Consider the following 26,822-nt stretch of genomic DNA (forward strand, 5'->3'; position numbering starts at 1 on the left):
GTCATGGGCCTCACATCCGGAAGACGCCGAAGCCACCGCGCGCGCCCTCGAAGGGCGCCGTGTGGAGGGCGGACAGGCACAGGCCGAGGACGGTGCGGGTGTCGCGCGGGTCGATGACACCGTCGTCGTACAGCCGCCCCGACAGGAACATCGGCAGGGACTCGGACTCGATCTGCTGCTCCACCATGGCGCGCAGCGCCGCGTCCGCCTCCTCGTCGTAGGGCTGCCCCTTGGCCACGGCGGACTGGCGGGCGACGATCGACAGGACGCCGGCGAGCTGCTGGGGACCCATGACGGCGGACTTGGCGCTGGGCCAGGCGAAGAGGAAGCGGGGGTCGTAGGCGCGGCCGCACATGCCGTAGTGGCCTGCGCCGTACGAGGCGCCCATGAGGACGGACAGGTGCGGTACGCGGCTGTTGCTGACGGCGTTGATCATCATCGCGCCGTGTTTGATGATGCCGCCCTGCTCGTACTCCTTGCCGACCATGTAGCCGGTGGTGTTGTGCAGGAAGAGGAGGGGGATGTCACGCTGGTTGGCCAACTGGATGAATTGCGCGGCCTTTTGGGACTCCTGGCTGAAGAGGACTCCTTGGGCGTTGGCGAGGATGCCGATCGGATAGCCGTGCAGGGTGGCCCAGCCCGTCACCAGGCTCGTGCCGTAGAGGGGCTTGAACTCGTCGAAGTCGGAGGCGTCGACGAGACGGGCTACGACCTCGCGCGGGTCGAAGGGGGTTTTGAGGTCCCCCGGGACGATGCCCAGCAGCTCGTCCTCGGCGTACTTGGGGGGTGCGGCCGGGCCCGGATCGCCGTACGCCTTGCGGTGGTTGAGGCGGGCGACGACGCGGCGGGCCTGCCGCAGCGCGTCCTGCTCGTCGACGGCGAAGTGGTCGGCGAGTCCCGACACGCGGGCGTGCATCTCGGCGCCGCCGAGCGACTCGTCGTCGCTCTCCTCACCGGTCGCCATCTTCACGAGCGGCGGCCCGCCGAGGAACACCTTCGCGCGCTCCTTGACCATGATCACGTGGTCGGACATGCCGGGGATGTACGCGCCGCCGGCGGTCGAGTTGCCGAAGACGACCGCGATGGTGGGGATACCGGCGGCCGAAAGCCGGGTCAGATCACGGAAGATGGCGCCGCCCGGGATGAAGATCTCCTTCTGCGACGGCAGGTCGGCTCCTCCGGACTCCACGAGGCTGATGCAGGGGAGCCGGTTGGCGAGCGCGATGTCGTTCGCGCGCAGGGCCTTCTTCAGCGACCAGGGATTGCTCGCGCCGCCGCGCACGGTCGGGTCGTTGGCGGTGATCAGGCACTCCACACCCTCGACGACACCGATGCCCGTGACGAGGGCTGCACCCACCGCGTAGTCGCTGCCCCAGGCGGCGAGCGGCGACAGTTCGAGGAAGGGGGTGTCGGGGTCGAGCAGCAGCTCGATGCGCTCGCGGGCGAGCAACTTGCCGCGTTTACGGTGCCGTTCGACGTACTTCGGCCCGCCGCCCGCGAGCGCCTTCGCGTGCTCGGCGTCCAGCTCGGTGAGCTTGGCGAGCATGGCCTCGCGGTTGGCCCGGTAGTCGGGACCGTTGATGTCCAGGGCGGACGGAAGGACGGTCACAGCAGGGCCTCCGGAATGTCCAGTCGACGGGAACGCAGCCACTCGCCCAGGGCCTTGGCCTGCGGATCGAAACGGTGCTGGGCGGCGACACCCTCGCCGAGAATGCCCTCGACGACGAAGTTGAGCGCACGAAGGTTGGGCAGCACGTGTCGCGTAACCGCCAACTCAGCGGTCTCCGGCAGGAGTTGGCGGAACCTCTCGACGGTCAGCGCATGGGCGAGCCAGCGCCACGCCTCATCCGTACGCGCCCACACCCCCACGTTGGCGTTCCCTCCCTTGTCGCCGCTACGGGCCCCCGCGACCACGCCAAGGGCCGCCCGCGCCGTGGGCCCGTCCGGCGGAGGCTCGGGGAGGGCAGGCTGTGGAACGTCGTCCAGTACGAGGGTGTCGTGGGCCGGGGCCATAGCAACCCGGCGCCCGTCGTGGAGGACGGCCACATGGTCGACGGCGCCATGGGGGACATACACATCATCGAAGACGCCATAGGGCGCGCCCTTTCCAGGTGGGGTCAGCACATGGAAGCCCGGGTAGCTGGCCAACGCGAGTTCGACGGCAGCCGCACTCAGCGCCCGCCCGACGACCTCCTGATCGGCATCCCGGACGACAAGCCGAAGCAGCGCGCTGGCGGTCTCCTCGGTCGGCGCGTCGGCGTGATCCGTACGGGCGAGATCCCAACGAAGTTCAGCGGGCCGGGACTTGGCGTTGCTGAACGCGAGGTCCATCTGCTCCCGCACGAGAGCGGCCTTGCGCTCGATGTCGAGCCCGGTGAGCACGAAGGTGACCTCGTTGCGGAAGCCCCCCAGCCGGTTGAGACCGACCTTGAGCGTCGGCGGCGGGGCCTCCCCCCGCACCCCCTCGATCCGCACCCGGTCGGGCCCGTCGTGGCCCAGCCGAACCGTGTCGAGGCGGGCGGTGACATCGGGACCGGCGTACCGCGCGCCCTGCGTCTCGTAGAGAAGCTGCGCGGTGACGGTACCGACGTCGACGACTCCGCCCGTGCCGGGATGCTTGGTGATGACGGACGAACCGTCCGCGTGGATCTCGGCGAGCGGAAAGCCGGGTCGGCGGAGCCTGTCGATCGGCTGGTCGGTGAAGAAGGCGTAGTTGCCGCCGGTGGCCTGGGTCCCGCACTCCAGCACATGTCCGGCGACCACGGCACCCGCGAGCCGGTCGTGGTCGCCGGGTCCCCAACCGAAGTGGGCGGCAGCAGGCCCGGTGACCAGGGCCGCGTCGGTGACCCGCCCGGTGACCACGACGTCGGCCCCCGCGCGCAGACAGGCGGCGATACCGAAGCCACCCAGATAGGCATGGGCGGCAAGTGACCCCGGATACCGGGCGACGAGATCGTCCCCCTCGACGTGCGCGACCCGCACGGCTGTCCCCAGCCGGTCGGCCAACTTCCTTACGGCAGCGGCTAGTCCGGCCGGATTGAGCCCGCCGGCGTTGGTGACGATCCGCACCCCGCGCTCATGGGCGAGGCCGAGGCACTCCTCCAACTGCTTCAGGAACGTACGGGCATACCCGGCGCCCGGATCCTTGAGCCGGTCCCGCCCCAGGATGAGCATGGTGAGCTCGGCGAGATAGTCACCGGTGAGGACGTCGAGCTGTCCGCCGGTGAGCATCTCGCGCAGGGCGTCGAAACGGTCGCCGTAGAAGCCGGAGGCGTTGCCTATTCGGAGGGGGGCGGGGTGGGGGTTCATTGGTCGGCCCCCTCCGATTTCGGTTTCGACGGTCGCCCGGGGCCGGGTGGTCCCGCGAAGGCCTGGGCGATGTCGAGCCATCGATCCGCATCGGGTCCTACGGCGTTCACCGCGAGGTCGGCGCGGTGGGCTCGCTGGGTGACGAGAAGGCAGAAGTCGAGGGCGGGACCGGTGACGCGCTGCGGGGCGTCGTCGGGACCGTAGGTCCACAACTCACCGGAGGGAGCGACGAGTTCGACCCGGAACTCCTCGCTCGGCGGTGTCAGCCCATGCACACCGAAGGCGAAGTCACGTGCCCGTACGCCGATGCGCACCACATGCCGGAGCCGGTCCGTAGGTGTCCTGACCACACCGACCGCGTCCGCCACATCCTGGCCGTGGGCCCAGGTCTCCATGAGGCGGCCGGTGGCCATGGAGGCGGCCGACATGGGTGGGCCGTACCAGGGGAAGCGGGTCTTTGCGGGTGCGGCGTACAGGGCAGCCAACAGGGCCGTCCGGCCGGCCCGCCACTCGGCAAGAAGCTGAGCGGGAGGCTTCGTGGCGCCCTCCTCCGCGCCCTGGTCCACGAACGACTCGGGGGCGGCGAGCGCCTTCTCCACCAGCGCACCGAACGCGTCCTCGTCCGTCACGGCGAGCAACGCCGAGTGGTCGGTCCAGGCCAGGTGGGCGATCTGGTGGGCGACGGTCCAGCGGGCGGCGGGAGTCGCGATCGCCCAGCCCTCCGGGCTCAACTCGGCTACTAGCCGGTCGAGTTCTTCGCTTTCCTCACACAGGTCGTCGAACACGTGCGTCGGATCGGACATGGGGGGAGCATGGCAGGGTCACTAGAAACAATCAAGCGTGCTTGCATTATTTGGGTGGGGTGGTGTTTGCGTGTGTTGTGAAGTTGCTGTTGGGCCACTCGCTTCTTTGCCAGTGTCGGGCTTCCACGGACCGAGTAAAGGGCGCTGCGCTGCGCTCCGCGTCGGCTTCGCCGATGGCCCTGCGGGCCACCCTTGACTAGGTCCGCGGAAGCCCGTTGGAGAAGCGAGCGAGTGGCCGGGAGGAGTGGGGGGCCGGGGCATGCCGGCCCTTACGTGGGCTGCGTTGTGGGCCGGTGTTACGGGCGCGTCCGCGTCTCGCCTGCACGCCGCCTCGGCTTAGCCGCCAACGGCCGGTGGGGCTTCCGGGACCGGCGGGGGAGGGGATGGGGGGTGCTGGAGGCTGGGGGTAAAGCTAACCACTGACGTACACGGTGACTGGTTAGAAATGACCCCAGCCTCCAGAGGGGACAGGCCCGGCCGGGGCGAGGGCTGGGGGATGTGACGCCCATCGGCCTCCGGTCGACTGCCGCATTTCTGCTTTCTGCCGACTGCCGCACCTCGGCCACGCAGCCCAGCCCAGTCCGGCTCATCCCGGCCCAGGCCGGACCGGTCCGGAGTCGTCTGCCGTCTGGGGAAGTCCCCACTCGGGGTTGGCCGCTGAGCCAGCCCGGCGTGCTGGCGAGGCGCGGGTGCGCATCCACTCCGCTGGTTGCGGACGCAGCCCACCTGGCGGGCTGACGTACCTGGGACCCCCGTTCCTCCCGGCCGCTCGCTCGCTTCTCAGACGGGCTGGAGCGGACCTAGTCAAGGGTGGCCCGCAGGGCCATCGGCGAAGCCGACGCGGAGCGCAGCGCAGCGCCCTTTACTCGGTCCGCGGAAGCCCGACACTGGCAAAGAAGCGAGTGGCCCAACGTTCACCTACGCCTGAGGACCAACCCCAGCAGCTTCTTGAGCCGCCTCCCGCCTGACCTTCCCCCGCCCCACCTGAGTCCGCACAGCCCCCATACTCGCCCCGATAACCAACCCAATGGCCAGGGCTTCAGTGACAGACAGTGCCTGGTGAAGGATCAGGAAGCCCGCCGTCGCAGCGATGGCAGGCTCCAGGCTCATCAGGATGGCGAAGGTGGAAGCAGGCAGCCGTCGTAGCGCCAGAAGTTCGAGCGTGTAGGGAAGAACGGACGAGAGAACCGCCACCGCCGATCCGAGCGCGATGGTCACAGGGTTCAAGAGCCTCGTACCCGACTCCGCAATGCCGAGCGGCAGAAACGCGACCGCCGCCACGACCATCGCCAGCGCCAACCCGTCGGCCTGCGGAAAGCGGCGACCGGTACGCGCGCTGAAGACGATGTACGTCGCCCACATGGAGCCGGCGCCCAGCGCGAAGGCCACACCTACAGGGTCCAGGCTGCTGAAGCCGCTCCCGCCGAGCAGGAACACACCTGCCACGGCCAGGCCCGCCCACACCGCGTTCACCGCGCGCCGGGAAGTCAGCACGGACAGGGCGAGTGGGCCCAGCACCTCCAGGGTGACCGCCGGTCCCAGCGGGATGCGGGCGAGCGACTGGTAGAAGAGCCCGTTCATCGCGGCCATGGTGAGGCCGAAGGCGACGACCGTGCCCCAGTCGGTGCGTGAGTGACCGCGCAGGCTCGGGCGGCAGACGACGAGCAGTATCACCGCCGCCACCAGGAGGCGGAGGGTCACCACTCCCAGCGATCCCGCCCGGGGAATCATCGTCACTGCCAGCGCCCCACCGAACTGCACCGAGATCCCCCCGGCCAGCACGAGTCCCACCGGACCGAACCGACGAGGGGCGGCAACCGAGGTCGGGCTCGCCGCCACGGGGGCGGTCGTAGACGTACTGGGGATGCTCACGGCGCTTCCAGGGGATCAGCTCGGGGTTCGTCCATCACGGTGCACTGCTCAGTCCATGGTAATGGACTGAGTCAGGTGTGAGAACCCTTTATGCAACTGTCCTGATGCTGTCCCGCCGGATGGTCAGTGACTCAGATGCCGCTCCAGGGAACCTCGTCGCGGAACAGCGGACGGCCGTCGGGGAGGGTGGCGGGCATCGGTCCGAAGAGCGGGTCGGAGGTGTACTCGGCCTCGACGTACGCAGGTTGATACAGCTGCTGCGCCTGTTGTGCTTGCTGTGCCGGATACGCCTGGTATCCCTGCGGCTGCGGCGCCCAGCTCTCCACGAAGACGGGAGGCGCGGCGTACTGAACCCCCGCCGGCACCCCCGCCGCTGCACCCGCCTCGGCGAACAGCGGCAACCGCAGCTCCCCGGTGTCCATCACCGCGTTGTTCTGCGAACGGTGCAGCCGCGCGTACGCCCCGCCCCGCGCCATCAGCTCGTCGTGCCGTCCCGTCTCCACGATCCGGCCCCGGTCGACGACCAGGATCCGGTCGGCGTCGGGGGCGAGGTTGAGGTCGTGGGTGATCATGATCGTCGTACGGCCGGCCATCAGTCGCCGTAGCGGCTTCACGACCCGGCGGGCGGCCATGGAGTCCAGCCCGGTGGTCGGTTCGTCGAGGACGAGGACCGGGGCGTCGCGGAGGATCGCGCGGGCGATCGCCAGGCGCTGGAGCTGACCGCCGGACAGGCGGGCCGAGTTGGGGTCGACCTTCGTGTCGTAGCCGTCGGGGAGGCGGAGGATGAACTCGTGGGCGTCGGCCGCGATCGCCGCGTCCATGATCGCTTGTTCGCTCGCGCCGGGCCGGCCGCAGGCGATGTTCGCGCGGACGGTGTCGTGCAGGACGAGGGTCTCCTGCGGGAGCAGGGTGACGTACTCGCGCAGGCGGGCGAGGGGCAGGTCACCGAGCGGGACGCCGTCGAGGAGGACTTCGCCGGCGTCGGGGTCGTAGAAGCGGAGCAGCATCTTGGAGACCGTGGACTTGCCGGCGCCGCTGGGGCCGGTGACGATCACCAGTTCGCCGGGGTTGACGGTGAAGGAGAGGCCTTCCAGGGCGGGGCGGTCCGCGCCGGGGTAGCTGAAGGAGATGTCGCGGAGTTCCACCGTGCCGTCGGGGCGGCCGAACTCCGTGCCGTGGCTGGGGTCGGCGACCGACGGCCGTACGTCGAGGATCTCGATCAGGCGCTCGGCGCCCGCGGTGGCGGCGGTGATGGTGAGGCCGAGTTGGGCCAGGCCGCGGACGGGCGGGTAGAGATAGCCCAGGAAGGCGGAGAATGCGAGGAGTTGGCCGAGGGTCATACGGCCGGTGGAGATCTCCCAGGCGCCGATGCCGATGACGGCGAGCACGCACACGGTCTCGATGACGCTGACGAGTTGCTCGTAGGCCTCGTTGAGGCGGGTCGAGCGGACGGAGGCGCGGAACCAGGCGCTCGCCTCCTCGTTCAGGCGCCGGCGTTCGGCGTCGCGGCGGCCGTAGGCCTGGGTGAGGACGATGTTGCCGAGGGACTCCTCGACGACGGAGGTGATCGCGCCGTCGGCGACCCGTCCCGCGCGCGAGACGTCCTTGATGGAGCCGGAGAAGCGGCGGGCGGCCAGCCAGAAGAGGGGCGCGAGGACGAAGGTGGCCGCGGCGAGGTCCCAGCGCAGCCAGAACGCGGCGGCGGCGTAGAAGAGGGCGGAGAAGACGGCCGAGGCCGTACCTACGACGCCGGAGACGACGAGGGTCTCGATCGCCTCGACATCACTGGTGAGGCGGGACAACAGGTCGCCCTGGCGGTGCCGTTGGAAGAAGTGCGGGGGCAACTGCTGTACGTGGTCGAAGACATGCTCGCGCAGTCTCATCACGAAGCGTTCGGTGGCCCAGGCGGCGAGGGAGTTGCCGGCGTAGGCAACGACCGCGCCGACGAGCGCGACGCCCAGCCATTTGACGGCCGGGCTCCAGAACGCGGCGAGCGATCCCTTCGCCAGGGCGCGGTCGGTGAGGTCGCTGAAGAGGAGGATCGACTCGGTCTCGGCGAGTGCGGCGACCACCGTGCACACCCAGACGAGGATCAGCCAGCGTCTGAGACCCACCGTGAGCGGCCAGAAACGGCGGAAAGCCGTGCGGGCGGGAATGGTCGGGGTTTCGTCGTCCTCATATTCGAGGTCTTCCTCTTCCACATCCATGTCCACGACGCCCTCCACTTTCCGTCATCAGAATTCTTTGGATTTTCGAATTCAGGAAAGAAAAGAGGGCCGACTGCGTGGGTCGGCCCTCCTCCTACTGCCGGATCAGCTGTCCTGGCCGGGCAGCGGCTTCGGCAGGGGCTTCGGCTCGTGCTTCTTGCGGGGCTTCGGGGGCGGCGGGGGCGGCAGCTGCTGCTTCTTGGGCTTGGGCAGCGGGGCGAGCTTGTTGAGGCCCATTCCGAACTCCTAGGTTGTGCAGAGGAATTTGTGCGTCAAAGTCGAGCGTTTTACCGCCCGGGGAATTCCCGACACCGAGAAACTTACACGCCCCCGACGCCAAGAAGCAGCAAAGTAGGCAAGCGAACGGCAAGCAGGCCCTGTGAATACCTTTGTGAATCCTGAGTGAGGTCCGCGAACCTGAGAGTTCTCTAATAAACCTGAGAGCAGCCTTAACGAACCTGTGCTTCCGCCCTCAGCCAGTGGCTGTCGATGGTCCACTGTGTGGTCTTGGCATCGTCGATGTGCGGGGGATCTATGAAGCGGGTGCTGTGCAGGGCGGAGACGTCGCTGCTGGCGGCGGTCCTGAGAGCCGAGCGGTCTCTCGGTATGGGCGGGAGATACCGGCCTCCGGCGCCCGTCGCGGTTCGCGTCGCCGGCCGCCCGCTGCGCTCCGCGGCCGTGCTGACCGTGCCGCTCGCGGCGCTGGGCGGCTCGACCTTCGGGGCGTTCGGCGATGGGACGCGTTTCCTTCAGGCGGTCTGTTTGGGCGTCGGGATGACGCTGTTCTTCGCACTGCTCCTGCGGATGGAGCGCCTGACCCAACTGCACTACGAGCGCGTTGGCCACGCCCCCACCGCCCGGCCGTCCGTACACCGTCCACGCACCGGCGGGGCCAGCGGCACCGGACGGATCCCCGCACGCCTCTCCATCCGCTGGGTCGTGCTGACGGTCGTCTTCTGGGGTGTGAAAGAGCCAAGGGCGCTCCGGTCAGTTGGCTCTTCAGCGGGGTTGCCATGGCGCTGGTGCTGCTGTTCATAGTCGCGATCAGCTACCTGGCGGAGCGGAGAGCGCGGCGGTCGCGCCCGCCGACCGGCTAGGGATCGTCGACCGTCATCGCCCGTCCCGGCGTCCGAACGTCTCCAGTGCCTCCGTGTCCGACGCCCGGGCGTTGAGGAAGTAGTCCGCCCAGGCGGCGATCTCCGGGTAGGCGGACTCGCGGACGAGGCGGGTGATCGCGGTCGGGATGTCGTACGGGGTGACGCGCAGGTCCGTGCCGGGGCCGAGAAGGCACCAGTGGGCGCCGGTGCGGCCGTAGGGCATGCCTACGCTGCCGGGGTTGACGATCAGGCGGCCGTGGGCGAGGCGGACGTACGGCATGTGGGTGTGGCCGCAGACCACCGTGCGGACGGAGTCGTCGAGGTCGGCCAGGACCTCCGTCCAGCGGGACGGGCGCGAGTCGACCAGGACGACTTCCTCGTCGTCACGGGGAGTTGCGTGGCAGAAGAGGACCTTGCCGAGGCCGCGGACAGGGAGGGTCAGGGTTTTGGGGAGGGTCGAGAGGAAGTCGATCTGGTCGGGGCGGAGGGCCGTTGCCGCGTAGGGGGCGATCGGGTCGGGGATTTCGGTGCGTTCGCCTCTGCGGTACTCGACCAACTCGCGGTCCGCGTTGCCCGACAGCCACAGCACGCGGTCGCCCTGCTCGCGCAACAGGGCGACCACTTCCGCCGGTTGGGGGCCCGCCGTGATGTCGCCGGTGAGGACGATGCGGTCGGCGGCGGTCACCTCCGGCTCGGCCAGGACCGCTTCGAGGGCGGGGAGCACGCCGTGGATGTCGGAGAGGACCGCGACCCGGTCGAGTTCGTCCATCAATTCGCCTCTGCCTCCAGTGCTTCCGCCAGGACCTCCGCCAAGTGTCTGGCCCTTACCCCGGCCAGTTGCTCCAGCTGCGTACGGCACGAGAAGCCGTCCGCCAGGATCACCGCGTCCTGCGGTGCCTGCCGCACGGAGGGGAGGAGTTGTTCCTCCGCGCACGTCGCCGACACCTCGTAGTGCCCCTTCTCGAAGCCGAAGTTGCCCGCCAACCCGCAGCAACCGCCGGACAGTTCACCGTCGAGGCCGACGGCGGAGCGCAGCCTGCGGTCCGCCGTGTCGCCGAGTACCGCGTGCTGGTGGCAGTGGGTCTGGCCGACCGTCGGGCGGTCGACGCGGGGCGGGGTCCAGTCGGGGGCGGCGTGGCGGTCCAGTGCCTCGGCGAAGGTGAGGACCCTGGCGGCGAGGCGGGCCGCGCGCGGGTCGTCGGGGAGGAGTTCGGGGAGGTCCGTGCGGAGGGCCGCCGCACAGCTCGGCTCCAGGACGACGAAGTGGATCGGGACCTCGTCGTCCAGGTCGGGAACGTCCGCGCGCAGGAACACGTCCAGCACGTCCAGCGTCTCGCGCAACACCGCCCGTGCGCGGTCGAGTTGACCGGTCGAGACGTACGTCAGGCCGCAGCAGACGCGGGCCCTGCGGGCCTTCCACGGGCTGAAGGTGTACGACGTCCCCTGGCCGTCCTCGTCCGGCAGCTCCGTCACGCCCCAGGTCTTCGTCGGCATGGGCACCACGAAGAGCCCGGCCGCCTCCAGGATCCGCACGGCCGCCTCCCCCACCGAAGGCGAGAGGTGCTCGGTGAACGTGTCCGGCCAGATCATGACGGTGCCGCCGCGCGGGCGCTCGAGTTCCCGGCCCGCCCGCCAATCTGCCCGCATCCCCCGCACCTTCGCCCTGAACCGCCGCCTCGACCACCGCGTGAACGTCACCCCGGCCACCCGCGGAATCCCCCGCTCGGGCGCGATCCCGCCCAGCCGCTTCGCCGCCCACGCCAACGGCCCCACCGCGGCAAGGGAGTTGACCAGCCAGGCCGTATGCGTCCGCTCCACCAGCCGCAGCCAGCGCGGCAGCCACCCCATCGTGTAGTGGGAAACGGGCCGGCGTCGCCCCTCGTAGTGGTGGTGGAGGAACTCCGCCTTGTACGTGGCCATGTCGACCCCGACCGGGCAGTCCGTGCGGCAGCCCTTGCAGGACAGGCAGAGGTCCAGCGCGTCCCGGACCTCCGTCGACTGCCAACCGTCGGTGACCAGTTCGCCCGCGAGCATCTCGTGCAGCAGCCGGGCCCGCCCGCGTGTGGAGTGCGCCTCCTCGCCTGTGGCCCGGAACGACGGGCACATCACGGAGGCCCCGGACGCCTCTGTCGTACGGCACTTGGCGACGCCCACGCAGCGCCGTACCGCCGCCGTGAAGTCGCCGCCGTCGGACGGATAGCCGAAGACGACGTCCACCGGTTCGCGGGGCAGGACGGAGAAACGGAGGTTCGTGTCGAGGGGGGCGGGCCGCACCAGGATCCCGGGGTTGAGGAGGTCGTCCGGGTCCCAGACCGCCTTCGCGCGCTCGAAGAGGGTCACCATCTCGTCGCCGTACATCTTCGGCAGCAGCTCCGCACGGGCCTGGCCGTCGCCGTGTTCGCCGGAGAGGGAGCCGCCGTGGGCCACCACCAGGTCGGCCAGGTCCTCGGAGAAGCGGCGGAAGCGGGCCACGCCCTGCGACGTCAGCAGGTCGAAGTCGATGCGGACGTGGATGCAGCCGTCCCCGAAGTGGCCGTAGGGCGTGCCGCGCAGGGCGTACGTTCCGAGCAGTGCCCTGAAGTCCCGCAGATAGGAGCCAAGTTGGGCCGGTGGTACCGCGCAGTCCTCCCAGCCGGGCCACGCCTCCGAGCCGTCGGGCATCCTCGTCGCCGTACCGCTGGCGTCCTCGCGGACGCGCCACAGCGCGCGTTGGGCCGCCGGGTCCGTCACCACCAGGGAGTCGACGACGTCTGCCGCGCGGACGATCGTCCCGGCACGCGCGTGGGCCTCGGCCGCCGTGTCTCCGCCCGTTTCAACGAACAGCCAGGCGCCGCCCCGGGGGAGGCCGGCGGTGGAGCGGACCAGGTCGGCGGCCATGCCCTCCAGCGTGAGCGGCCCGTGGACCAGCAGGCCCGCCGCCGCCTCCGCCGCCGCGCTCTCGTCGGCGTACGCCAGCACGGCGAGGGCACGCGCGCGGGGCGCCTCGACGAGTCGTACGACGGCTTCCGTGAGGATGCCCAGCGTGCCCTCGCTGCCGCAGAAGGAGCGGGCGACGTCGGCGCCCTTCTCGGGGAGGAGGGCATCCAGGGCGTAGCCCGAGATACGGCGCGGGAGGTCGGGGAAGCCGGTACGCAGACGGGCCAACTCGCCCTCCACGAGGGGGCGTAGACCCGGCGGGGCGCCCGCCCAGTCCCGGCCGAGGCGCAGGGAGTCGCCGCGCGCGGTGAGTACCGACAGTTCGCTCACGTTGTCTGCCGTGGTGCCCCAGGCGACCGAGTGGGAGCCGCAGGAGTTGTTGCCGATCATGCCGCCGAGGGTGCAGCGGCTGTGGGTCGAGGGGTCGGGGCCGAAGCGCAACCCGTGCGGGGCGGCGGCCTGTTGGAGGCGGTCGAGGACCAGGCCGGGCTGGACGACGGCCGTGCGGGAGGCGGGATCCAGGGACAGCAGGCCGTTTATGTGGCGGGTGAAGTCGAGGACGACGCCGGTGCCGGTGGCCTGGCCGGCGATGGAGGTGCCGCCGCCGCGGGCCACGACCGGCACTCCGTGGGCCCGGCAGGCGGCGAGGGTGGCCGCCACGTCGTCGGCGTCACGGGGCGCGACGACGCCGAGCGGGACGCGTCGGTAGTTGGACGCGTCCATGGTCGTCAGTGCCCGGGACGTGACGTCGAAGCCGACCTCGCCCCGGACGGTCCTCGTCAGCTCCGCCTGAAGATCCGCCATGCCCCCAGCATGAAGGGATTCTGTAAACGCATCCAGAACCTCCCCAGTTCGATCACTAACTCTCATATAGTGACCGACAGTTGAGCACCCGGTGTCGCTTCTCGCCCAGGAACCCGACGAGCACCCCCCGAGGACACGACCGAGGACGACAGAGGACCCCGACCAAAGACGCCCGAGGACCGACCGAGGACCCCCTTCATGACCGCCCCCATGCTTCCCGGCGAACGACCCACCTTCCGCACCCTCGCCCCCGCCCCGCTGCTCACCGCCGTCCTGGCCGGACTCGCGGTCGCCGGCGCGGTCTCCGTGGCACCCGCCTCGCAGCGCCTCGCGGTCGCCTGCGCGGCCGGCGCCGGCGCGCTGCTGCTGTGCGCGGCCGTCGCGGCGGCGGCGCACGCCTACCAGACCGCCCGTGTCACCCGCCGCCGGCTGGAGGCCGTCACCCTGGACGCGGGCCGGCTGTTGCAGGAACGGGCGCGGCTGAGCACGGAGTTGGACCGCGAGCGCGTTCAGCTGACCGAGGAGCTGACCCACGAGCGGGCCCGGCTGACCGCCGAACTCACGCAGGAACGCGCCCGGTTGACCTCCGAGTTCGCCCAGGAGCGGCTGCGGCTCACCACGTCCTTCGCCGAGGAGCGCAGCCGCCTCACGGAGGAGTCCACCCTGGAGCGGGCCCGACTGACCGCCGAGAACAAGCAGTTGGCCGAGCGGGCCCGCCGGGACTCCCACGAGCGGGCCGCCGCGCTCTCCGCGACCGCCAACGCGGCGGGCCGGATGCAGGCGCTGGCCACCGGCATGCTCGCCGACCTGCGCACGATGGAGGAGCGGCACTCCGACGAGGACGTCCTCGCCGACCTGCTGCACCTGGACCACCGCACCGCGCAGGCGGGCCGGCTCGCCGACTCCGTCGCCGTCCTCACCGGGGCACGCTCCGGCCGCCGTTGGGCCCGCCCGATCGCCATGGAGTCGATCCTGCGCGGCGCGATGGGCCGGATCAGCGGCTACCAGCGGGTGCGGGTGCACTCCGCGAGCGACGCCGCCGTCGCCGGGCACGCGGCCGAGGGTGTGATGCACGCGCTCGCCGAACTCCTCGACAACGCGGCGAACTTCTCGCCGCCGACCGCCGAGGTGCATGTGTACGTCGAGGAGGTGCCGGCCGGGGTCATCGTGTCCGTGGAGGACAGCGGTCTGGTCATGGGCGACATCCAGCTCCGGCGCGCCGAGCGGTCGGTGAGCGGTGACTCCGCCGAGCTGGGCGGTCTCACCGGCACCCGCCTGGGCCTCGCGGTTGTCGGGCGGCTGGCCCGCAAGTACGGCCTGAAGGTGTCGTACCGGCCCTCCGCGCGCGGCGGCACGGGCGTCCTGATGCTCGTACCGCAGGACATCCTGGTGCCGCAGGACGCCCCGGCCGCTCCGCAGGAGGTCGTCGCGCTTCCCGAGCCGTCGTCCGCGCTGCCGGCTCCGGAGCGGGAGCCCGAACCGGAACCGCTCGTCCCGGGACAGCTGCGGGTGTCGTACGCCTCCGCGCGCGCCGGCTCCGACCTGGACCCGGACCCGGTCCCCACGCACGAGTCGCCGTACCGCGACGAGCTGTCCGACGCCCTGTCCGAGGTCCTGGCCGAGTCGCGGCCGGACGTGCCGGACGAGCTCCCCGAGAGCCTGCCCAAGCGGCGCCGGGGGCAGGCGCTGGCGGCGGCCGAGCGCTCCCGCGCGCGTGCGGAGGCCGCGGCCGCCGTGTCGCACCCCGCGCCCACGGCCGACGACACGCTGGCCCGGGCCGCCCGCTTCAACAGCTTCCGCCAGGCCGTACGCGGCGCGATGACCGAACAGCTGCCGCCCGTACCTGAGTCCGGCGCGCACACCGAACAGTCGGCTTCCGTAAAAGAGTTCGGTACGGCGACGGCCGAACAGCCTGAGTCCGTGGCGAGGTTCGGTACGGCGAAAGTCGAACAGCCCGCATCCGTGGCAGAGTTCGGTGCGCCTACGGCCGAGCGGTCCGCGCCCGTTGCGGAGTTCGCTGCGACTACGGCCGAGCAGTCCGCGCCCGCAACGGAGTTCGGCGTGCTGACCGAACACCCCTCGCCCGTACCGGAGTCGGAGCCCGAGCGCTCCGAACACGCCACGTCCCTCACCCACCCGCACCCGGAAGGCAACCCCACCTCATGACCGGCACGACCACCGCCGACGAGAAGCTCACCTGGCTCATCGAGGGCCTCCTGGAGCGCACCCCGGGCGCGCGTCACGCGCTGGTGCTGTCCCGGGACGGCCTGAAGCTGTGCCGGACGCCCGAGCTCTCCGTCGACCAGGCCGACCAGCTCGCCGCGATCGCCGCCGGGATCCAGTCGCTGTCGCACGGCGCGTCGGTGGAGTTCGGGGACGGCAGCGGGGGTGTGCGCTCCGCGATGACGGAGTTCTACGGCGGGGTGCTGTTCATCGTCGAGGCGGGCGAGGGCGCCCACCTGGCGCTGGTCACCACGGAGGACGCGGACGCGGGTCTGATCGGGCACAACATGAGCGAGCTGGTCGAGCAGCTCGGCGAGCACCTGCGCGCGGAACCCCGTACGTCATGAGCCGCCCCGGCAGGGACGACTCGCCCGACCGCCTCTACACGCTCACCGGAGGCCGCGCCCGTTCCGCACCGGACAGCCCGTTCGACCTGGTGACCCTCGTGGTCGCCGAGTGCGATCCGGCGACCGGTATGCAGTCGGAGCACGCGGCGATCCTGCGGCTCACCGAACACCCCACCGCGGTGGTGGAGTTGGCGGCCGAGCTGAAGCTCCCGGTGAGCATCACCAAGATCCTCCTCTCCGACCTTCTCGCGGCCGGCCGGGTCAGTGCCCGGCATCCGCGCAAGGCCGTGTCCGATCCCGACGTCCTGGAACAGGTGCTCGTTGGACTCCGCAACCTCTGACGCGCGCACCCCCTTGGGTGCCTCCGCCGACAACGGCCTCAAGATCGTGGTCGTCGGCGGCTTCGGCGTCGGCAAGACCACACTGGTCCGTTCGGTCAGCGAGATACGTCCCCTCAACACCGAGGAGACGATGACGAAGGCCGGCGAATCCGTCGACGACATCAGCGAGGTGCGCGGCAAGTCCGCGACCACGGTCGCCTTCGACTTCGGCCGCATCACGCTCGACGCCCGCAATGTGCTGTACCTGTTCGGCGCCCCCGGCCAGGAACGCTTCTGGTTCCTGTGGGACCGGCTGTTCTCCGGGACGCTCGGCGCGGTCGTCCTGGTCGACACGCGCCGCATCGGCGACTCCTGGTACGCGATCGACCGCCTCGAACACCACGGCACCCCCTTCGTCGTGGCCTGCAACGACTTCGGCGGCCCCACCTACGCCCCGCAGCAGATCCGCGAGGCCCTCGACCTCGACCCGCACGTCCCCCTCCTGGACTGCGACGCCCGCTCCCGCGCGTCCGCGAAGCAGGTCCTGATCTCCCTGGTCGAGCACGTCAAGAACTCCTACGGCACCCAGGGCCCCGCCCGCCTCCAAGTCCCCGTCCCCCAGCAGGAGTTGGCCCTGTGACCGCGCCCGTACCACTGAGTGGACCCAGGTTCCAGACCGAACCGGCGCGGCTGTACCGGGAGATGCGGCGCGAGCACGGCGCCGTGACGCCCGTGGTGCTGGACGGCGACATCCCGGCCTGGCTGGTGCTCGGCTACCGCGAACTGCACCAGGTCACCGGCGATCCGGTCCTGTTCAGCCGTGACTCGGACCTGTGGAGCCAGTGGGACCACATCCCCGACGACTGGCCGCTGCTGCCGATGATCGGCCGCAGGCAGCCGTCGATCCTCTACACGGTCGGCGAACGGCACCGCGAGCGCGTCGGCATGATCAGCGACGCGCTGGAGGCCGTGGACCCCTCCGAACTGCGGTCGTACGCCGAGAAGTTCGCGGACGAGCTGATCGACGGGATCTGCGCCAAGGGCGAGACGGACCTCGTCGGCGACTACGCGATGCTGCTGCCGGTGCGGGTCCTGGCCCGGCTCTACGGCTTCCGGGACGAGCAGGGTCCGGGTCTGGTGACCGCGCTCAACGACATGATCGACGGACGGGACCGGGCGATCGCCGGGCAGACCCATCTCGCCACCTCCATGGGGCGGTTGCTGGCCGACCGGAAGGACGAGCCGGCCGACGACGTCGTGTCGCGGATGCTGACGCACCGGTCCGGCTTCGACGACGTGGAGATCGCGCAGGACCTGATGGTGATGATGGCGGCCGGCCACCAGCCGACCGCCGACTGGATCGGCAACTCGCTGCGGCTGATGCTGACCGACGACCGGTTCGCGGCCTCCCTCTTCGGTGGCCGCAACAGCGTCGCCGAGGCGATGAACGAGGTGCTGTGGGAGGACACCCCGACGCAGAACGTGGCCGGCCGCTGGGCCTCCCGCGACACCCAGCTCGGCGGCCGGCGCATCCGCAGCGGCGACCTCCTGCTGCTCGGCCTCCAGGGCGCCAACTCCGACCCGCAGGTCCGCACCGACGGCTCCGCGCTCACCGGCGGCAACAACGCGCACTTCTCCTTCGGGCACGGCGAGCACCGGTGTCCGTTCCCCGCGCAGGAGGTCGCCGAGGTCATCGCGCGGACGGGTATCGAGGTCGTACTGGACCGGCTGCCCGACATCGACCTGGCGGTGCCCGCCGAGTCCCTGACGCGACGGCCCTCGCCGTGGCTGCGGGGACTGACCGCGCTGCCGGTGCGGTTCACGCCCGTACCCGCGCTCTGATCACGCGTACGTCCCGCGCCCCCCACTCCCTTGGAGGCATCCCTCTATGACCAGCACCCGCATCGTTCTCGACCCCTTCGTCGGCGACCTGGACGGCGAGAGCGCCAGGCTTCGTGCGGCCGGTCCGCTGGCCGCCGTAGAGCTCCCGGGTGGGGTGCCCGTATGGGCCGTGACCCATCACGCCGAGGCGAAACAGCTGCTCACGGATCCGCGGCTGGTGAAGGACATCAACGTGTGGGGGGCCTGGCAGCGCGGGGAGATCCCCGCGGACTGGCCGCTGATCGGGCTGGCGAACCCGGGCCGTTCGATGCTGACCGTGGACGGCGCCGACCACCGCAGGATGCGGACGCTGGTCGCGCAGGCGCTCACCCCGCGCCGGGTGGAGCAGATGAGGGGCCGGATCGCGAAGCTGACGGAGGGCCTGCTGGACGGCCTCGAAGGCGATGTGGTCGACCTCAAGGCGGAGTTCGCGTACCCGCTCCCCATGTTCGTGATCGCCGACCTCATGGGCATAGCGGAGGACCGACTCCCGCGTCTCAAGCAGCTGTTCGAGAAGTTCTTCTCGACGCAGACCCCGCCGGCCGAGGTCATCGCGACGCTGACGGAACTCGCGGGCATCATGGCGGCGACGGTCGCGGCCAAGCGCGCGGAGCCCGGCGACGACCTGACGTCGGCCCTCATCGCGGCCTCCGAGGACGGCGACCACCTCACCGACGAGGAGATCGTCTCCACGCTCCAGCTGATGGTCGCGGCGGGCCACGAGACGACGATCTCGCTGATCGTCAACGCGGTCGTCAATCTGTCGGCGCACCCCGTCCAGCGCGCCCTGGTGCTGGCCGGCGAGGCCGACTGGTCCTCGGTGGTCGAGGAGACCCTGCGCCACTCCACGCCCACCTCGCACGTCCTGATCCGCTTCGCCACGGAGGACGTCCAGGTCGGCGACAAGGTCCTGCCGGCCGGGGACGCGCTGATCGTGTCGTACGCGGCGATCGGCCGCGACGAGCAGGCGCACGGCCCGACGGCCGGTGCGTTCGACATCACGCGCACCAGCGAGAACCGGCACATCTCCTTCGGTCACGGCCCGCACGTCTGCCCCGGCGCGGCCCTGTCCCGGCTGGAGGCGGACGTGGCGCTCCCGGCCCTGTACGAGCGCTTCCCGCAGCTGGACCTGGCGGTCCCGGCGTCCGAGCTCCGCAACAAGCCGGTGGTGACGCAGAACGACATCTTCGAGCTGCCGGTGCGGCTGACGCCGTAGCTCACCGTCCGTCCACGGGCCGTAGCGGTCGTCTCATCGAACGGACGCGTTTCCGTCCGGTTTCACCGAGGGGATACGCTCCGGCTCGTGGCTGATATCGAGATTCCCGCTGACATCAAGCCCGCCGACGGACGGTTCGGCGCTGGCCCCTCCAAGGTGCGGACGGAGGCGCTGGACGCGCTGGCCGCCACCGGTACGTCTCTGCTGGGCACCTCCCACCGCCAGGCCCCGGTGAAGAACCTGGTCGGCAAGGTGCGCGAGGGCGTCTCCGCGCTGTTCTCCCTCCCCGAGGGCTACGAGGTGATCCTCGGCAACGGCGGCTCGACGGCCTTCTGGGACGTCGCGACCCACGGCCTCATCGAGAACAAGTCGCAGCACCTGAACTTCGGCGAGTTCAGCTCCAAGTTCGCCAAGGCGGCCAAGCTGGCCCCGTGGCTGGCCGAGCCGACCGTCATCGCGTCCGACCCCGGCACGCACCCCGAGCCGGCCGCCGAGGCGGGCGTCGACGTGTACGCGTTCACGCACAACGAGACGTCGACAGGTGTGGCGGCCCCGATCAAGCGCGTGCAGGGCGCCGACGAGGGCGCGCTGGTCCTCGTGGACGCCACCTCGGGCGCGGGCGGCCTCCCGGTCGACATCACCGAGACGGACGTCTACTACTTCGCCCCGCAGAAGTCCTTCGCCTCCGACGGCGGCCTGTGGATCGGCGTGTTCTCCCCCGCCGCGATCGAGCGCGCGGAGCGCATCCACGCGTCCGGCCGCCACGTCCCGGAGTTCTTCTCGCTCCCCACGGCGATCGACAACTCGCGCAAGAACCAGACGTACAACACCCCGGCCCTGGCCACCCTGTTCCTCCTCAACGAGCAGCTGGAGTGGATCAACGGCCAGGGCGGCCTGGCCTGGTCGACGGCCCGCACGAAGGACTCGTCCAGCCGCCTCTACAGCTGGGCGGAGGAGTCGAAGCACGCGACCCCGTTCGTCACCGACGCCACCAAGCGCTCGCAGGTCATCGGCACCATCGACTTCGCCGACGAGATCGACGCGGCGGCCGTCGCCAAGGTCCTGCGCGCCAACGGCATCGTCGACACCGAGCCCTACCGCAAGCTCGGCCGCAACCAGCTCCGCGTGGCGATGTTCCCGGCGATCGACCCGGCGGACGTCGAGGCGCTGACGAAGTGCATCGACTATGTGATCGAGAAGCTCTGATCGCTTCGTAGCCGACTTCTCGGCTACGACCGTTCGGTTACGACACCGAAGGCGCCCCGCGGAGCTGGTCGCGGGGCGCCTTTTGTCGTCGTAGCAGACGACGGGCGGCCTGCGCCCGACATCGAGGTGAACCCAGAACCGGGGCAAATCGCCCCAACCGCCACAGCCGCGTAACAGCGACAGCACAGCGAACAACTCCCGCTCCACACCACCGGTCGAACCCGTTGCGTCGCACCTTTGCGGCGCAACTCCTCCACTCCCGACCGAAGTTGGAGTTGCCCCATGTCCAGGAAGTCCCTGCCGACGCGGCTCGCCGCCACCGCCGCACTGCTGCTCGCCACCGGTGCCCTGTCCGCGCCCACCGCCTCCGCGGACGCCTCCCCCGGCGACGCCTACGTCCTGAAGGTGACCACCGACCCGGCCGCCACGAGCTACGGCAACCGCCGCGTCGACGTCACCGGCACGGTCACCAGGGCCGACGGCACGCCCGCGCCGAACATCCCCGTCACGGTCCAGGAAGTCGTCAGGTTCACCACCTGGAACCCGTGGGGCGACCCGATCGACCCCACCTACTACGAGCCGCGCGACCTGGGCACACCGGTCACCGACGCGAACGGGAAGTTCACGATTCCCGGCGTCGACATCGACCACACGGGCAACAGCAGCCTGCTCAACGTCGAGCAGGGGGTGGAGATCACCGCCCTCTACGACGTGGACGGCGACCTCGACACCCCGCAGGACGGCTACTACGCGGACACCACCGTGAACGCGAACGCCCGTCCCAGTTCGGTCAGTTACCGGGTCAGCAAGAAGAAGGTGAAGTCCGGCGACATCCTCACCGTCTCGGGCAGAGTCACCCTCCCGGGCGGCGTCCGGCCCGAGGGCACCGAGGTCTTCCTGCAGACGTACTGGGAGCAGGAGTACGACGTGCGGACGACCGCCAGATACGGCGGCTACTTCGTCCTGTCGGTCCGCGTCACCGGCTACGACGACACGTTCACGCTCCGCACGGCGCCGAGGGACATGTACGTGTCGGGCGCGAAGCAGAAGCTTCCGATCACGAACACGTCGTTGCTGCGCGCTTAGCCTCCCGGGGTGACTCAAGAAAAGTGTGACGCTTCGTGGGGGGAGTGTCACACTTTTTGGGAGGGGGTGTGGTGGGGCGGTCAGAACTGCTGGAGGAAGTCGCGCCAACTCTCGCCGGAGACGGTGAGGAGGGGGCCATGTTCCGAGTGCTTGCTGTCGCGGACGACTCGGCCGTGGGTGGCTGTTTCGGCGACCTCGACGCAGGCGTTCTCCTGTCCCGAGTACGACGACTTCCAGAAGGGGCTTACGACCTCGGTCACGATCTGTCTTCCTTCAAGTTCCGCAGTACGCCCCGGATGAGCTTCGCGCTAGCGTCCGGCGTCAACGCTGACGATCGTAGTAGGTCGTATGCGTTGGCGTAAGCGGCAAGGTCCTCAGCTCCTTCCAGGACCGATGCGCCCCGCAGATTGTCCATCGCGACCGCTTCGACCGTAGGCTCCTCGTCGAAGCTGAAGGAGTAGAAAGCGCAGGAGTAACCAGCCAGAACGCCCGCGCTGAACGGCAGTACCTGCACGGTGACGTTCTTCCGCTTGCCGATTTCAAGGATCGCGGACAGCTGCTCCAGGTGAATATCGACGCTCACCAGCGGGTGGGTGACGACCCCTTCCCCGAGGATGGCCGTGTACGACGCCGCGCCCTCCTCGATCTTCGCCTGCCGCCCCACTCTGACCTTCACCAGTTGCGCGACCCGCTCGGGTTCGAGGTAGTGGGGGCCGTCGGCAATGACCGCCTCCGCGTAGGCCGGGGTCTGCAAAAGCCCCGGCACCATGATCGGCTGCCACTCACGGATATAGGTCGCGTCGTCCTCCAGCGCGATGTGGTCGACGTAGTCCGGCCGCAGATGCTCGGCATGCTCAAGCCACCAGCCCCGCCGCTTGGACTGCCGGGCCATCTCCTCCAGCTTCTGGCGGACTTCGAGATCGTGCACCCCGTACGCCTCCAGCATCGCCCGGATTTCGAGCGGTCGGGCGGACACGTGCCCGGTCTCGATGCGACTGACCCTGGTCTGGTGGGCCGCGATCACATCGGCGGCCTGGAGCTGGTCCATCTTCGCCGCGAGCCGGTACGTCTTGAGCGCGGTACCAAGTCGCCTGCTGCGTACGGTCGGTCGACCACCTACGGGCATCTCGGCCCCCCTTCTATCGCAACCAAACTGTAGGGCATGACCCAACCGAACATATATCCAACAGCATGTATGCACCTAAGTTGATTGCGCCGAAATCACTTTCAGCCCTAGCCTCATGAGCACACGCTGCTTGCAGCACCGCGTCTTGACGACACGTCAGGAGGTACGGCACCCCCATGCCCGAAACCGAGACCTTCCGCATCCCCAAGCGCAGACAACACGTGTCAACCGCCCGCCAGCGCATCCGCAAGACCCTCGCCGACTGGGGCATCACCGACGAACTCGCCGACGCCGTCACCCTGTTGGCGAACGAACTCGTCACCAACGCCGTGACCCACTGCCGGGTCCCCTACTCCCAGGTCAAGGTCGAACTCACCCTCAACGGCACGGAGTTGCTCCTTGAGGTCTCCGACCCGGACCGGGACAGACTCCCCCAGCCCCACGACTCGGCCCCGGAGGAGGAGGGCGGTCGAGGCCTCGCACTCGTAGCAGCGCTGGCCGAGCGCTGGGGGTGCCGACAGGAGCCGTACGCGAAATGCGTGTGGGCCCGGTTCGAGTTGCGGGAGGGAGCCCATGTTCCGGCGACTTTATGAGGCACTGGCCCGGCTGATCGCGCCCCGAACTGCCTTGAACGACCTGGACTTCACCCAGGAACCCCGCGCATCGGACCCGTACGTCTGGCGACTGCCGACCCCTTACGACGCCCGCTGGCGCCGCTGGTCGAAACGCTCCCGCGCGGCCGGCGGCCACCTGCCGTTCCCCACCGAGGAAGCGTGCTGGCAGCCCCCACCGCGGCCCCAACTCCCGCTCTGGCAGGGCGAAAACGATCCCGTCCGCTTCTACGTACTGCGCTCAGACGTCGAGGTCCCGACGGACGCGGGTGATGATCCGCCTGGCCTCGGCGCCGTACACGGCGGACGCGGCATGCGTATCCCAGACCCGCCGGTGGAGAGCGACCGCGTCGGCGTCGGCGAGCCAGTGCTCGGTGTACCAGTCCTCGATCACTACGAGACGCTCGTCCACGATCGTGAAGTCGTTGCCGATCGGTACCTGGAGCGCGGCGTCGAAAGGCACCACCCCAAGGTGGACGGTATCCAGGTCCAACACCGCGAGCATCTGGTCCAGTTGGGCCGCCATGACCTCAGGTGGACCGATGCGGGCACGCAGCGTCCCCTCCGAGATCAACTCATGCATCTCCTTGCCGGGGAGATGCAACCACGCCTGCCGTTGCATTCGCGCGCGTACCGCGTCGCTCGTGTCCCTGGGGGTGTTCATCAGTTCCGCGAGACCCTCGAAGATGCATCGCGCGTAGTCGGGGGTCTGGAACAGGCCGGGGATGACGTCGGGCTCCCAGGCCCGCAGGGTCTGTGAGTTGAAGACGAGGGAGTTCCACTCCTCCTGGATGGGCCGGTGCCCGGTCTCCAGTCGTTCCTGCCAGGGACGTACTTGTCGGGTTCCGTCGTTCATCGGGGCTCCTCTGCCACTACGTAGGCTTCGGTCGGTGGAACGGCATCCGGATCAGCTCAGGGCGTCTATGGCCTTCACGATGAGGGCCCGGGCGTCCGCCCCGTACACGGCCATGCTCCGGAGTTGCTCGAACGCCTTTATGTAGAGGGCGATTTCGGAGGGCTGGGTGACGCGGACCCTGGCCGACAGCAGTTCCACCGAGACGAGCGTGCCGTCGTATATGTGGAACAACTCCTTTGGCCCCACCACTCGTTCACGGGTCGAACTGGGGATGATGCCAAGCGACACCGAGGGCAGCGCCCCAGCCGTGAGCAGATAGCCGAGCTGCGCCGCCATCGCGTCATCGTCGCCCAACTGGTAACGCAGTACGCCCTCTTCGATCAGCAGGACGAAACGGCGCCCCGGCTCGTGGATGATCCGCGACCGCTCGACGCGCGCCACCGCTGCCTCTGCGGAGTCGTCCGGGATGCCGAGCAGCCGGGCGTTGACAGAGAGCACGGCACGCGCGTACCCCTCTGCCTGGAGGAAGCCCGGGACCAGGGTGGGTGAGTAGATCCGGAACAATTCCGTAGAACGGTGGAGCTCCGCTACACCGCCCTGAAGGCGCTTCAGACCGCCGCGAGTCTTGCGGCGCCATTCGCTGTACTGCGACTCGGCATCCCTGGACTCGGCGATGATGTCCGCGGCCTGGTCGTCGGCACCGCACGCGGCGCACCAGCGGCGTATGTCGTCGGGCGTGGGCGGTGTACGGGCGTTCTCCAGGCGCGAGGTTTTCGGATGGGTCCAGCCGCAGCGATCGGCCAGCTCGCTCCCGGTGATGCCCGCATCCGCACGCAGATCCCGGAGACGGCGCGCGACACGTTCACGCGCGGACTGCGCTGAGGAGGAAGGGGAATGGGGCACGAGCTGACCGTACGCCTTGCGCGCTAGCTGATTTGGTAGTCCTCGTGTGGGGTTGCTCGCGCCCACACCGCCTCGAACGCCTCGGCGCAGAGTTTCGCTGCGGCCGGGTCCTCGCTGATCTCTCCGCCACCGGACGCACCGTCACCGGTGAAGTGATTCCAACGGATCAACCGGTCGTCAAGAAGCCAGAAGTCATTGCCCGGCAGTGCGATGTCGGAGGCTTGCCGACGCGGAAGCCACCGCACCAGCTCGCCGGCCCCGATGTTGACCGGCGTGCCCTCGTACTCGTAGCGGATGTAGTCGCTGACCGGCTCCGACACGATACGGGCCCGGCGCACGACGACTCCACGGGCAACCGTACGGCGGATGAGGCTCGTCCATGAAGCCCAGTACGGAGACTCCGGGTCGTTGTCCCGTTCTCCCGTCCGCTGCCAGTGGCCGAAATTATCGGCCTCACCAGCAACTCCGTATGCGTCTCTCATCTCCAGATGGACAGCCGAGTGCTGTGCGCCGTCCAGGAGTTCAGTGAAGCTCGGCACGTTCTGCGACATCGCACGCCTCCCTCAGGATCGGCACCATGCGGGCCGGGACACGGACCACTGCCTCATGGTCAGGGATTCCCACCGCGTGGCCGGGCGCTTCGAACACGGCGCATTGCGCTTCGAGTTCACGGTTCGGCTTCCATCCCTGGATGACCAGTTCGTTCTTGGCCTCGTCGACCCAGACAGTGGGACTCTCCTCTGTTTCGGTGTTCGGGTCGATGCCGATGAACCGTAACGCCATAGCCGCCTCCAGCAAGCCGGTCGTTCGAAGATGTGCACCACTTTGAAGGCACCAAGATGTCTATGCAAGATGATAAATCGGCCACATACATGGCAAATATATCGGTGTGAACATTCATGAACATCGATGGAGCTGGAGACCAGGCGGCTCGTAGCGTCGAGACCAACAGCAAACCCCGCCATAGCCGAGGAGCACCCCCATGAGCCAGGGTGCAGCCCGACCACCGGCACAGTTGCCCAGCAACTTCGACGCCTGGCTACTGGACTGCACCCCGGCCCCCAACTGCGCCGTCTGCGCCGCGAATTGGCGCCAGCTCACCGCCAGCAAGCAATCCGGCGACATCACCCAAGCCGCGCGCCACGCCACCGAGATCCGCGACCACGCCTCCGGAGTGCACGCAAGCCCCACCAACTGACCCGACAGGAAGGCACCCCCATGCTCAACGGCACCGACCTCTACGCCCTCGACATCACCTCGGCCACCTTCACCCAGGCCTGCGGCGGCCCCTGCACCGAGGGGTGTGTGACCCTCGCTCGGATCGGCGACGGCTCCTGGGCCCTCGGCGACAGCAAACGCCCCGACAAGGAGCCGCTGCGGTTCACCACGGAGGAGTTGAGCGTCGCCGGGATCGACCCGGCGCGGTTCGGGCTGAGTATCTGAGCGGCACGGCCACCCGTCCCGGCCGGCCTAGGCGTCATATCAACTCGCCCCGACCTGCCGGGATTTCACGACCACCGCGGACTCACCGAACCCGAACAGGACGACCACCGGTGCACCACCACGCCTACCTGTGGACCGGCCCCAAAGCCCGTTTCGACCAAGAGGCGTTACGCAGACCGCCCCACCCCGACCCACCCCCACCCGGCAGCCGCCCGGAGTTGATCCAGCGGTACCGGGAAGTGGCGGCGGAGTTCCCCACCTCCGACCTGCCCCCGCTAGAAACCTCGTACTGGCTGATCAAACCGCGTTCACTGGTACGCGGAACCTGGGCCGCCCCGGCCGACGCGGCAGCGTGGCTCGATGGTCAACTCGCCGCGTATCGAACCCGGTTCGCGAACGCTGCGCACCAGGACGCCCGCCACCTCTCCGTCCTCGTCAGCTCCGCCACCGCACGGCTGGCCTCCGGCCACGACTCGTCGTACGGCTTCTATCTCGAACGGCCGGCCTACCTGTCCCTCGCCCTCGTCACCTGCTCGCCGAATCGCGCCAGGCCCAACCTGCACTGCCCTTTGGACAGTTGAGTTCGGAAGGCGGCC

At 69.6% G+C, this 26,822-nt stretch carries 27 protein-coding genes; 13 read left to right on the forward strand and 14 right to left on the reverse strand.

The window, feature by feature from the left end:
• Positions 1–10: 10 nt before the first annotated feature.
• The 6 genes from ACQHII_RS21330 to ACQHII_RS21355 all read right to left on the reverse strand — a co-directional run bounded on the left by ACQHII_RS21330 (position 11) and on the right by ACQHII_RS21355 (position 8,428).
• Positions 11–1,609: an acyl-CoA carboxylase subunit beta gene (locus ACQHII_RS21330; protein ID WP_427920800.1), complete on the reverse strand. Its 1,599-nt coding sequence runs from the start codon at positions 1,607–1,609 to the stop codon at positions 11–13.
• Positions 1,606–3,309 (reverse strand): acyclic terpene utilization AtuA family protein, encoded by a 1,704-nt coding sequence (locus ACQHII_RS21335; RefSeq protein WP_427920801.1) that lies wholly within the window; start codon positions 3,307–3,309, stop codon positions 1,606–1,608. The genes ACQHII_RS21330 and ACQHII_RS21335 overlap by 4 nt, the downstream gene beginning before the upstream one ends.
• On the reverse strand, positions 3,306–4,112 hold the full coding sequence (locus tag ACQHII_RS21340) for a TIGR03084 family metal-binding protein (RefSeq protein WP_427920802.1): 807 nt from the start codon (positions 4,110–4,112) through the stop codon (positions 3,306–3,308). The genes ACQHII_RS21335 and ACQHII_RS21340 overlap by 4 nt, the downstream gene beginning before the upstream one ends.
• A 918-nt stretch (positions 4,113–5,030) precedes the next feature.
• Positions 5,031–5,894: an EamA family transporter gene (locus ACQHII_RS21345; protein WP_427925382.1), complete on the reverse strand. Its 864-nt coding sequence runs from the start codon at positions 5,892–5,894 to the stop codon at positions 5,031–5,033.
• Positions 5,895–6,115: 221 nt separating this feature from the next.
• The gene (locus ACQHII_RS21350) at positions 6,116–8,191 is read right to left on the reverse strand and encodes an ABC transporter ATP-binding protein (protein WP_427925383.1); all 2,076 of its coding nucleotides are present in this window, start codon (positions 8,189–8,191) and stop codon (positions 6,116–6,118) included.
• Positions 8,192–8,296: 105 nt separating this feature from the next.
• Positions 8,297–8,428 (reverse strand): hypothetical protein, encoded by a 132-nt coding sequence (locus tag ACQHII_RS21355; protein ID WP_019072556.1) that lies wholly within the window; start codon positions 8,426–8,428, stop codon positions 8,297–8,299.
• 297 nt (positions 8,429–8,725) lie between these two features.
• Between ACQHII_RS21355 and ACQHII_RS21360 the strand changes: the two genes are divergently transcribed.
• The gene (locus ACQHII_RS21360; protein WP_427920803.1) at positions 8,726–9,229 is read left to right on the forward strand and encodes a hypothetical protein; all 504 of its coding nucleotides are present in this window, start codon (positions 8,726–8,728) and stop codon (positions 9,227–9,229) included.
• Positions 9,230–9,301: 72 nt separating this feature from the next.
• Here the strand turns inward: ACQHII_RS21360 and ACQHII_RS21365 are convergent, their stop codons facing one another.
• Complete coding sequence (locus ACQHII_RS21365; RefSeq protein ID WP_427920804.1) at positions 9,302–10,057, reverse strand: metallophosphoesterase family protein; 756 nt, start codon at positions 10,055–10,057, stop codon at positions 9,302–9,304.
• Entirely contained in the window at positions 10,057–13,008 is a 2,952-nt protein-coding gene (locus ACQHII_RS21370; RefSeq protein WP_427920805.1) for an FAD-binding and (Fe-S)-binding domain-containing protein, read from the reverse strand. The genes ACQHII_RS21365 and ACQHII_RS21370 overlap by 1 nt, the downstream gene beginning before the upstream one ends.
• Before the next feature lie 198 nt (positions 13,009–13,206).
• On the opposite strand from ACQHII_RS21370, the gene ACQHII_RS21375 reads away from it, so the two are divergent.
• From ACQHII_RS21375 to ACQHII_RS21410, 8 genes are all read left to right on the forward strand, one after another.
• Positions 13,207–15,174, forward strand: coding sequence for an ATP-binding protein (locus tag ACQHII_RS21375; RefSeq protein WP_427920806.1), 1,968 nt, complete (start codon positions 13,207–13,209; stop codon positions 15,172–15,174).
• Entirely contained in the window at positions 15,171–15,578 is a 408-nt protein-coding gene (locus ACQHII_RS21380; protein WP_266771250.1) for a roadblock/LC7 domain-containing protein, read from the forward strand. The genes ACQHII_RS21375 and ACQHII_RS21380 overlap by 4 nt, the downstream gene beginning before the upstream one ends.
• Positions 15,575–15,919 (forward strand): DUF742 domain-containing protein, encoded by a 345-nt coding sequence (locus ACQHII_RS21385; protein WP_427920807.1) that lies wholly within the window; start codon positions 15,575–15,577, stop codon positions 15,917–15,919. The genes ACQHII_RS21380 and ACQHII_RS21385 overlap by 4 nt, the downstream gene beginning before the upstream one ends.
• Entirely contained in the window at positions 15,900–16,538 is a 639-nt protein-coding gene (locus ACQHII_RS21390) for a GTP-binding protein (protein ID WP_427920808.1), read from the forward strand. The genes ACQHII_RS21385 and ACQHII_RS21390 overlap by 20 nt, the downstream gene beginning before the upstream one ends.
• Positions 16,535–17,740: a cytochrome P450 gene (locus ACQHII_RS21395; protein WP_427920809.1), complete on the forward strand. Its 1,206-nt coding sequence runs from the start codon at positions 16,535–16,537 to the stop codon at positions 17,738–17,740. The genes ACQHII_RS21390 and ACQHII_RS21395 overlap by 4 nt, the downstream gene beginning before the upstream one ends.
• Before the next feature lie 46 nt (positions 17,741–17,786).
• Positions 17,787–18,995: a cytochrome P450 family protein gene (locus tag ACQHII_RS21400; protein ID WP_427920810.1), complete on the forward strand. Its 1,209-nt coding sequence runs from the start codon at positions 17,787–17,789 to the stop codon at positions 18,993–18,995.
• A gap of 87 nt (positions 18,996–19,082) precedes the next feature.
• On the forward strand, positions 19,083–20,201 hold the full coding sequence (gene serC / locus ACQHII_RS21405) for a phosphoserine transaminase (protein WP_427920811.1): 1,119 nt from the start codon (positions 19,083–19,085) through the stop codon (positions 20,199–20,201).
• Positions 20,202–20,483: 282 nt separating this feature from the next.
• Positions 20,484–21,287, forward strand: coding sequence for an acyl carrier protein (locus ACQHII_RS21410; RefSeq protein ID WP_427920812.1), 804 nt, complete (start codon positions 20,484–20,486; stop codon positions 21,285–21,287).
• A gap of 80 nt (positions 21,288–21,367) precedes the next feature.
• Here ACQHII_RS21410 and ACQHII_RS21415 read toward each other — a convergent pair whose 3' ends face one another.
• Positions 21,368–21,547, reverse strand: coding sequence for a DUF397 domain-containing protein (locus ACQHII_RS21415; protein ID WP_427920813.1), 180 nt, complete (start codon positions 21,545–21,547; stop codon positions 21,368–21,370).
• A complete protein-coding gene (locus tag ACQHII_RS21420) occupies positions 21,544–22,413 on the reverse strand; it encodes a helix-turn-helix domain-containing protein (protein ID WP_427920814.1) in 870 nt (289 codons plus the stop codon). The genes ACQHII_RS21415 and ACQHII_RS21420 overlap by 4 nt, the downstream gene beginning before the upstream one ends.
• A 176-nt stretch (positions 22,414–22,589) precedes the next feature.
• Here ACQHII_RS21420 and ACQHII_RS21425 point away from each other — a divergent pair, with 176 nt between their 5' ends.
• Complete coding sequence (locus tag ACQHII_RS21425; protein WP_427920815.1) at positions 22,590–23,006, forward strand: ATP-binding protein; 417 nt, start codon at positions 22,590–22,592, stop codon at positions 23,004–23,006.
• A gap of 259 nt (positions 23,007–23,265) precedes the next feature.
• On the opposite strand, the gene ACQHII_RS21430 is transcribed toward ACQHII_RS21425, so the two are convergent.
• From ACQHII_RS21430 to ACQHII_RS21445, 4 genes are read right to left on the reverse strand one after another with little or no spacing between them, the layout of a single operon-like run.
• Positions 23,266–23,880, reverse strand: coding sequence for a DUF5753 domain-containing protein (locus tag ACQHII_RS21430; protein ID WP_427920816.1), 615 nt, complete (start codon positions 23,878–23,880; stop codon positions 23,266–23,268).
• A gap of 51 nt (positions 23,881–23,931) precedes the next feature.
• Positions 23,932–24,783, reverse strand: coding sequence for a helix-turn-helix domain-containing protein (locus ACQHII_RS21435; RefSeq protein ID WP_427920817.1), 852 nt, complete (start codon positions 24,781–24,783; stop codon positions 23,932–23,934).
• Positions 24,784–24,806: 23 nt separating this feature from the next.
• Positions 24,807–25,334: a DUF6879 family protein gene (locus tag ACQHII_RS21440; protein WP_427920818.1), complete on the reverse strand. Its 528-nt coding sequence runs from the start codon at positions 25,332–25,334 to the stop codon at positions 24,807–24,809.
• A complete protein-coding gene (locus ACQHII_RS21445) occupies positions 25,306–25,566 on the reverse strand; it encodes a hypothetical protein (protein WP_427920819.1) in 261 nt (86 codons plus the stop codon). Before ACQHII_RS21445 ends, ACQHII_RS21440 begins: the two co-directional genes overlap by 29 nt.
• Before the next feature lie 199 nt (positions 25,567–25,765).
• Between ACQHII_RS21445 and ACQHII_RS21450 the strand changes: the two genes are divergently transcribed.
• The 3 genes from ACQHII_RS21450 (at position 25,766) to ACQHII_RS21460 (ending at position 26,807) form a co-directional block, all read left to right on the forward strand.
• Positions 25,766–25,981, forward strand: a complete 216-nt coding sequence (locus tag ACQHII_RS21450; RefSeq protein WP_427920820.1) for a hypothetical protein — start codon at positions 25,766–25,768, stop codon at positions 25,979–25,981.
• Positions 25,982–26,001: 20 nt separating this feature from the next.
• Positions 26,002–26,226 carry a DUF397 domain-containing protein gene (locus tag ACQHII_RS21455; RefSeq protein WP_427920821.1) on the forward strand — a complete coding sequence of 75 codons (225 nt, stop codon included), beginning with the start codon at positions 26,002–26,004 and terminating at the stop codon, positions 26,224–26,226.
• A gap of 110 nt (positions 26,227–26,336) precedes the next feature.
• Positions 26,337–26,807, forward strand: coding sequence for a hypothetical protein (locus tag ACQHII_RS21460; RefSeq protein WP_427920822.1), 471 nt, complete (start codon positions 26,337–26,339; stop codon positions 26,805–26,807).
• The last annotated feature ends 15 nt before the right edge of the window (positions 26,808–26,822 follow it).

The sequence above is a fragment of the Streptomyces sp. cg40 genome, from assembly GCF_050320165.1.
In the GTDB taxonomy this organism is placed as follows: domain Bacteria; phylum Actinomycetota; class Actinomycetes; order Streptomycetales; family Streptomycetaceae; genus Streptomyces; species Streptomyces hokutonensis.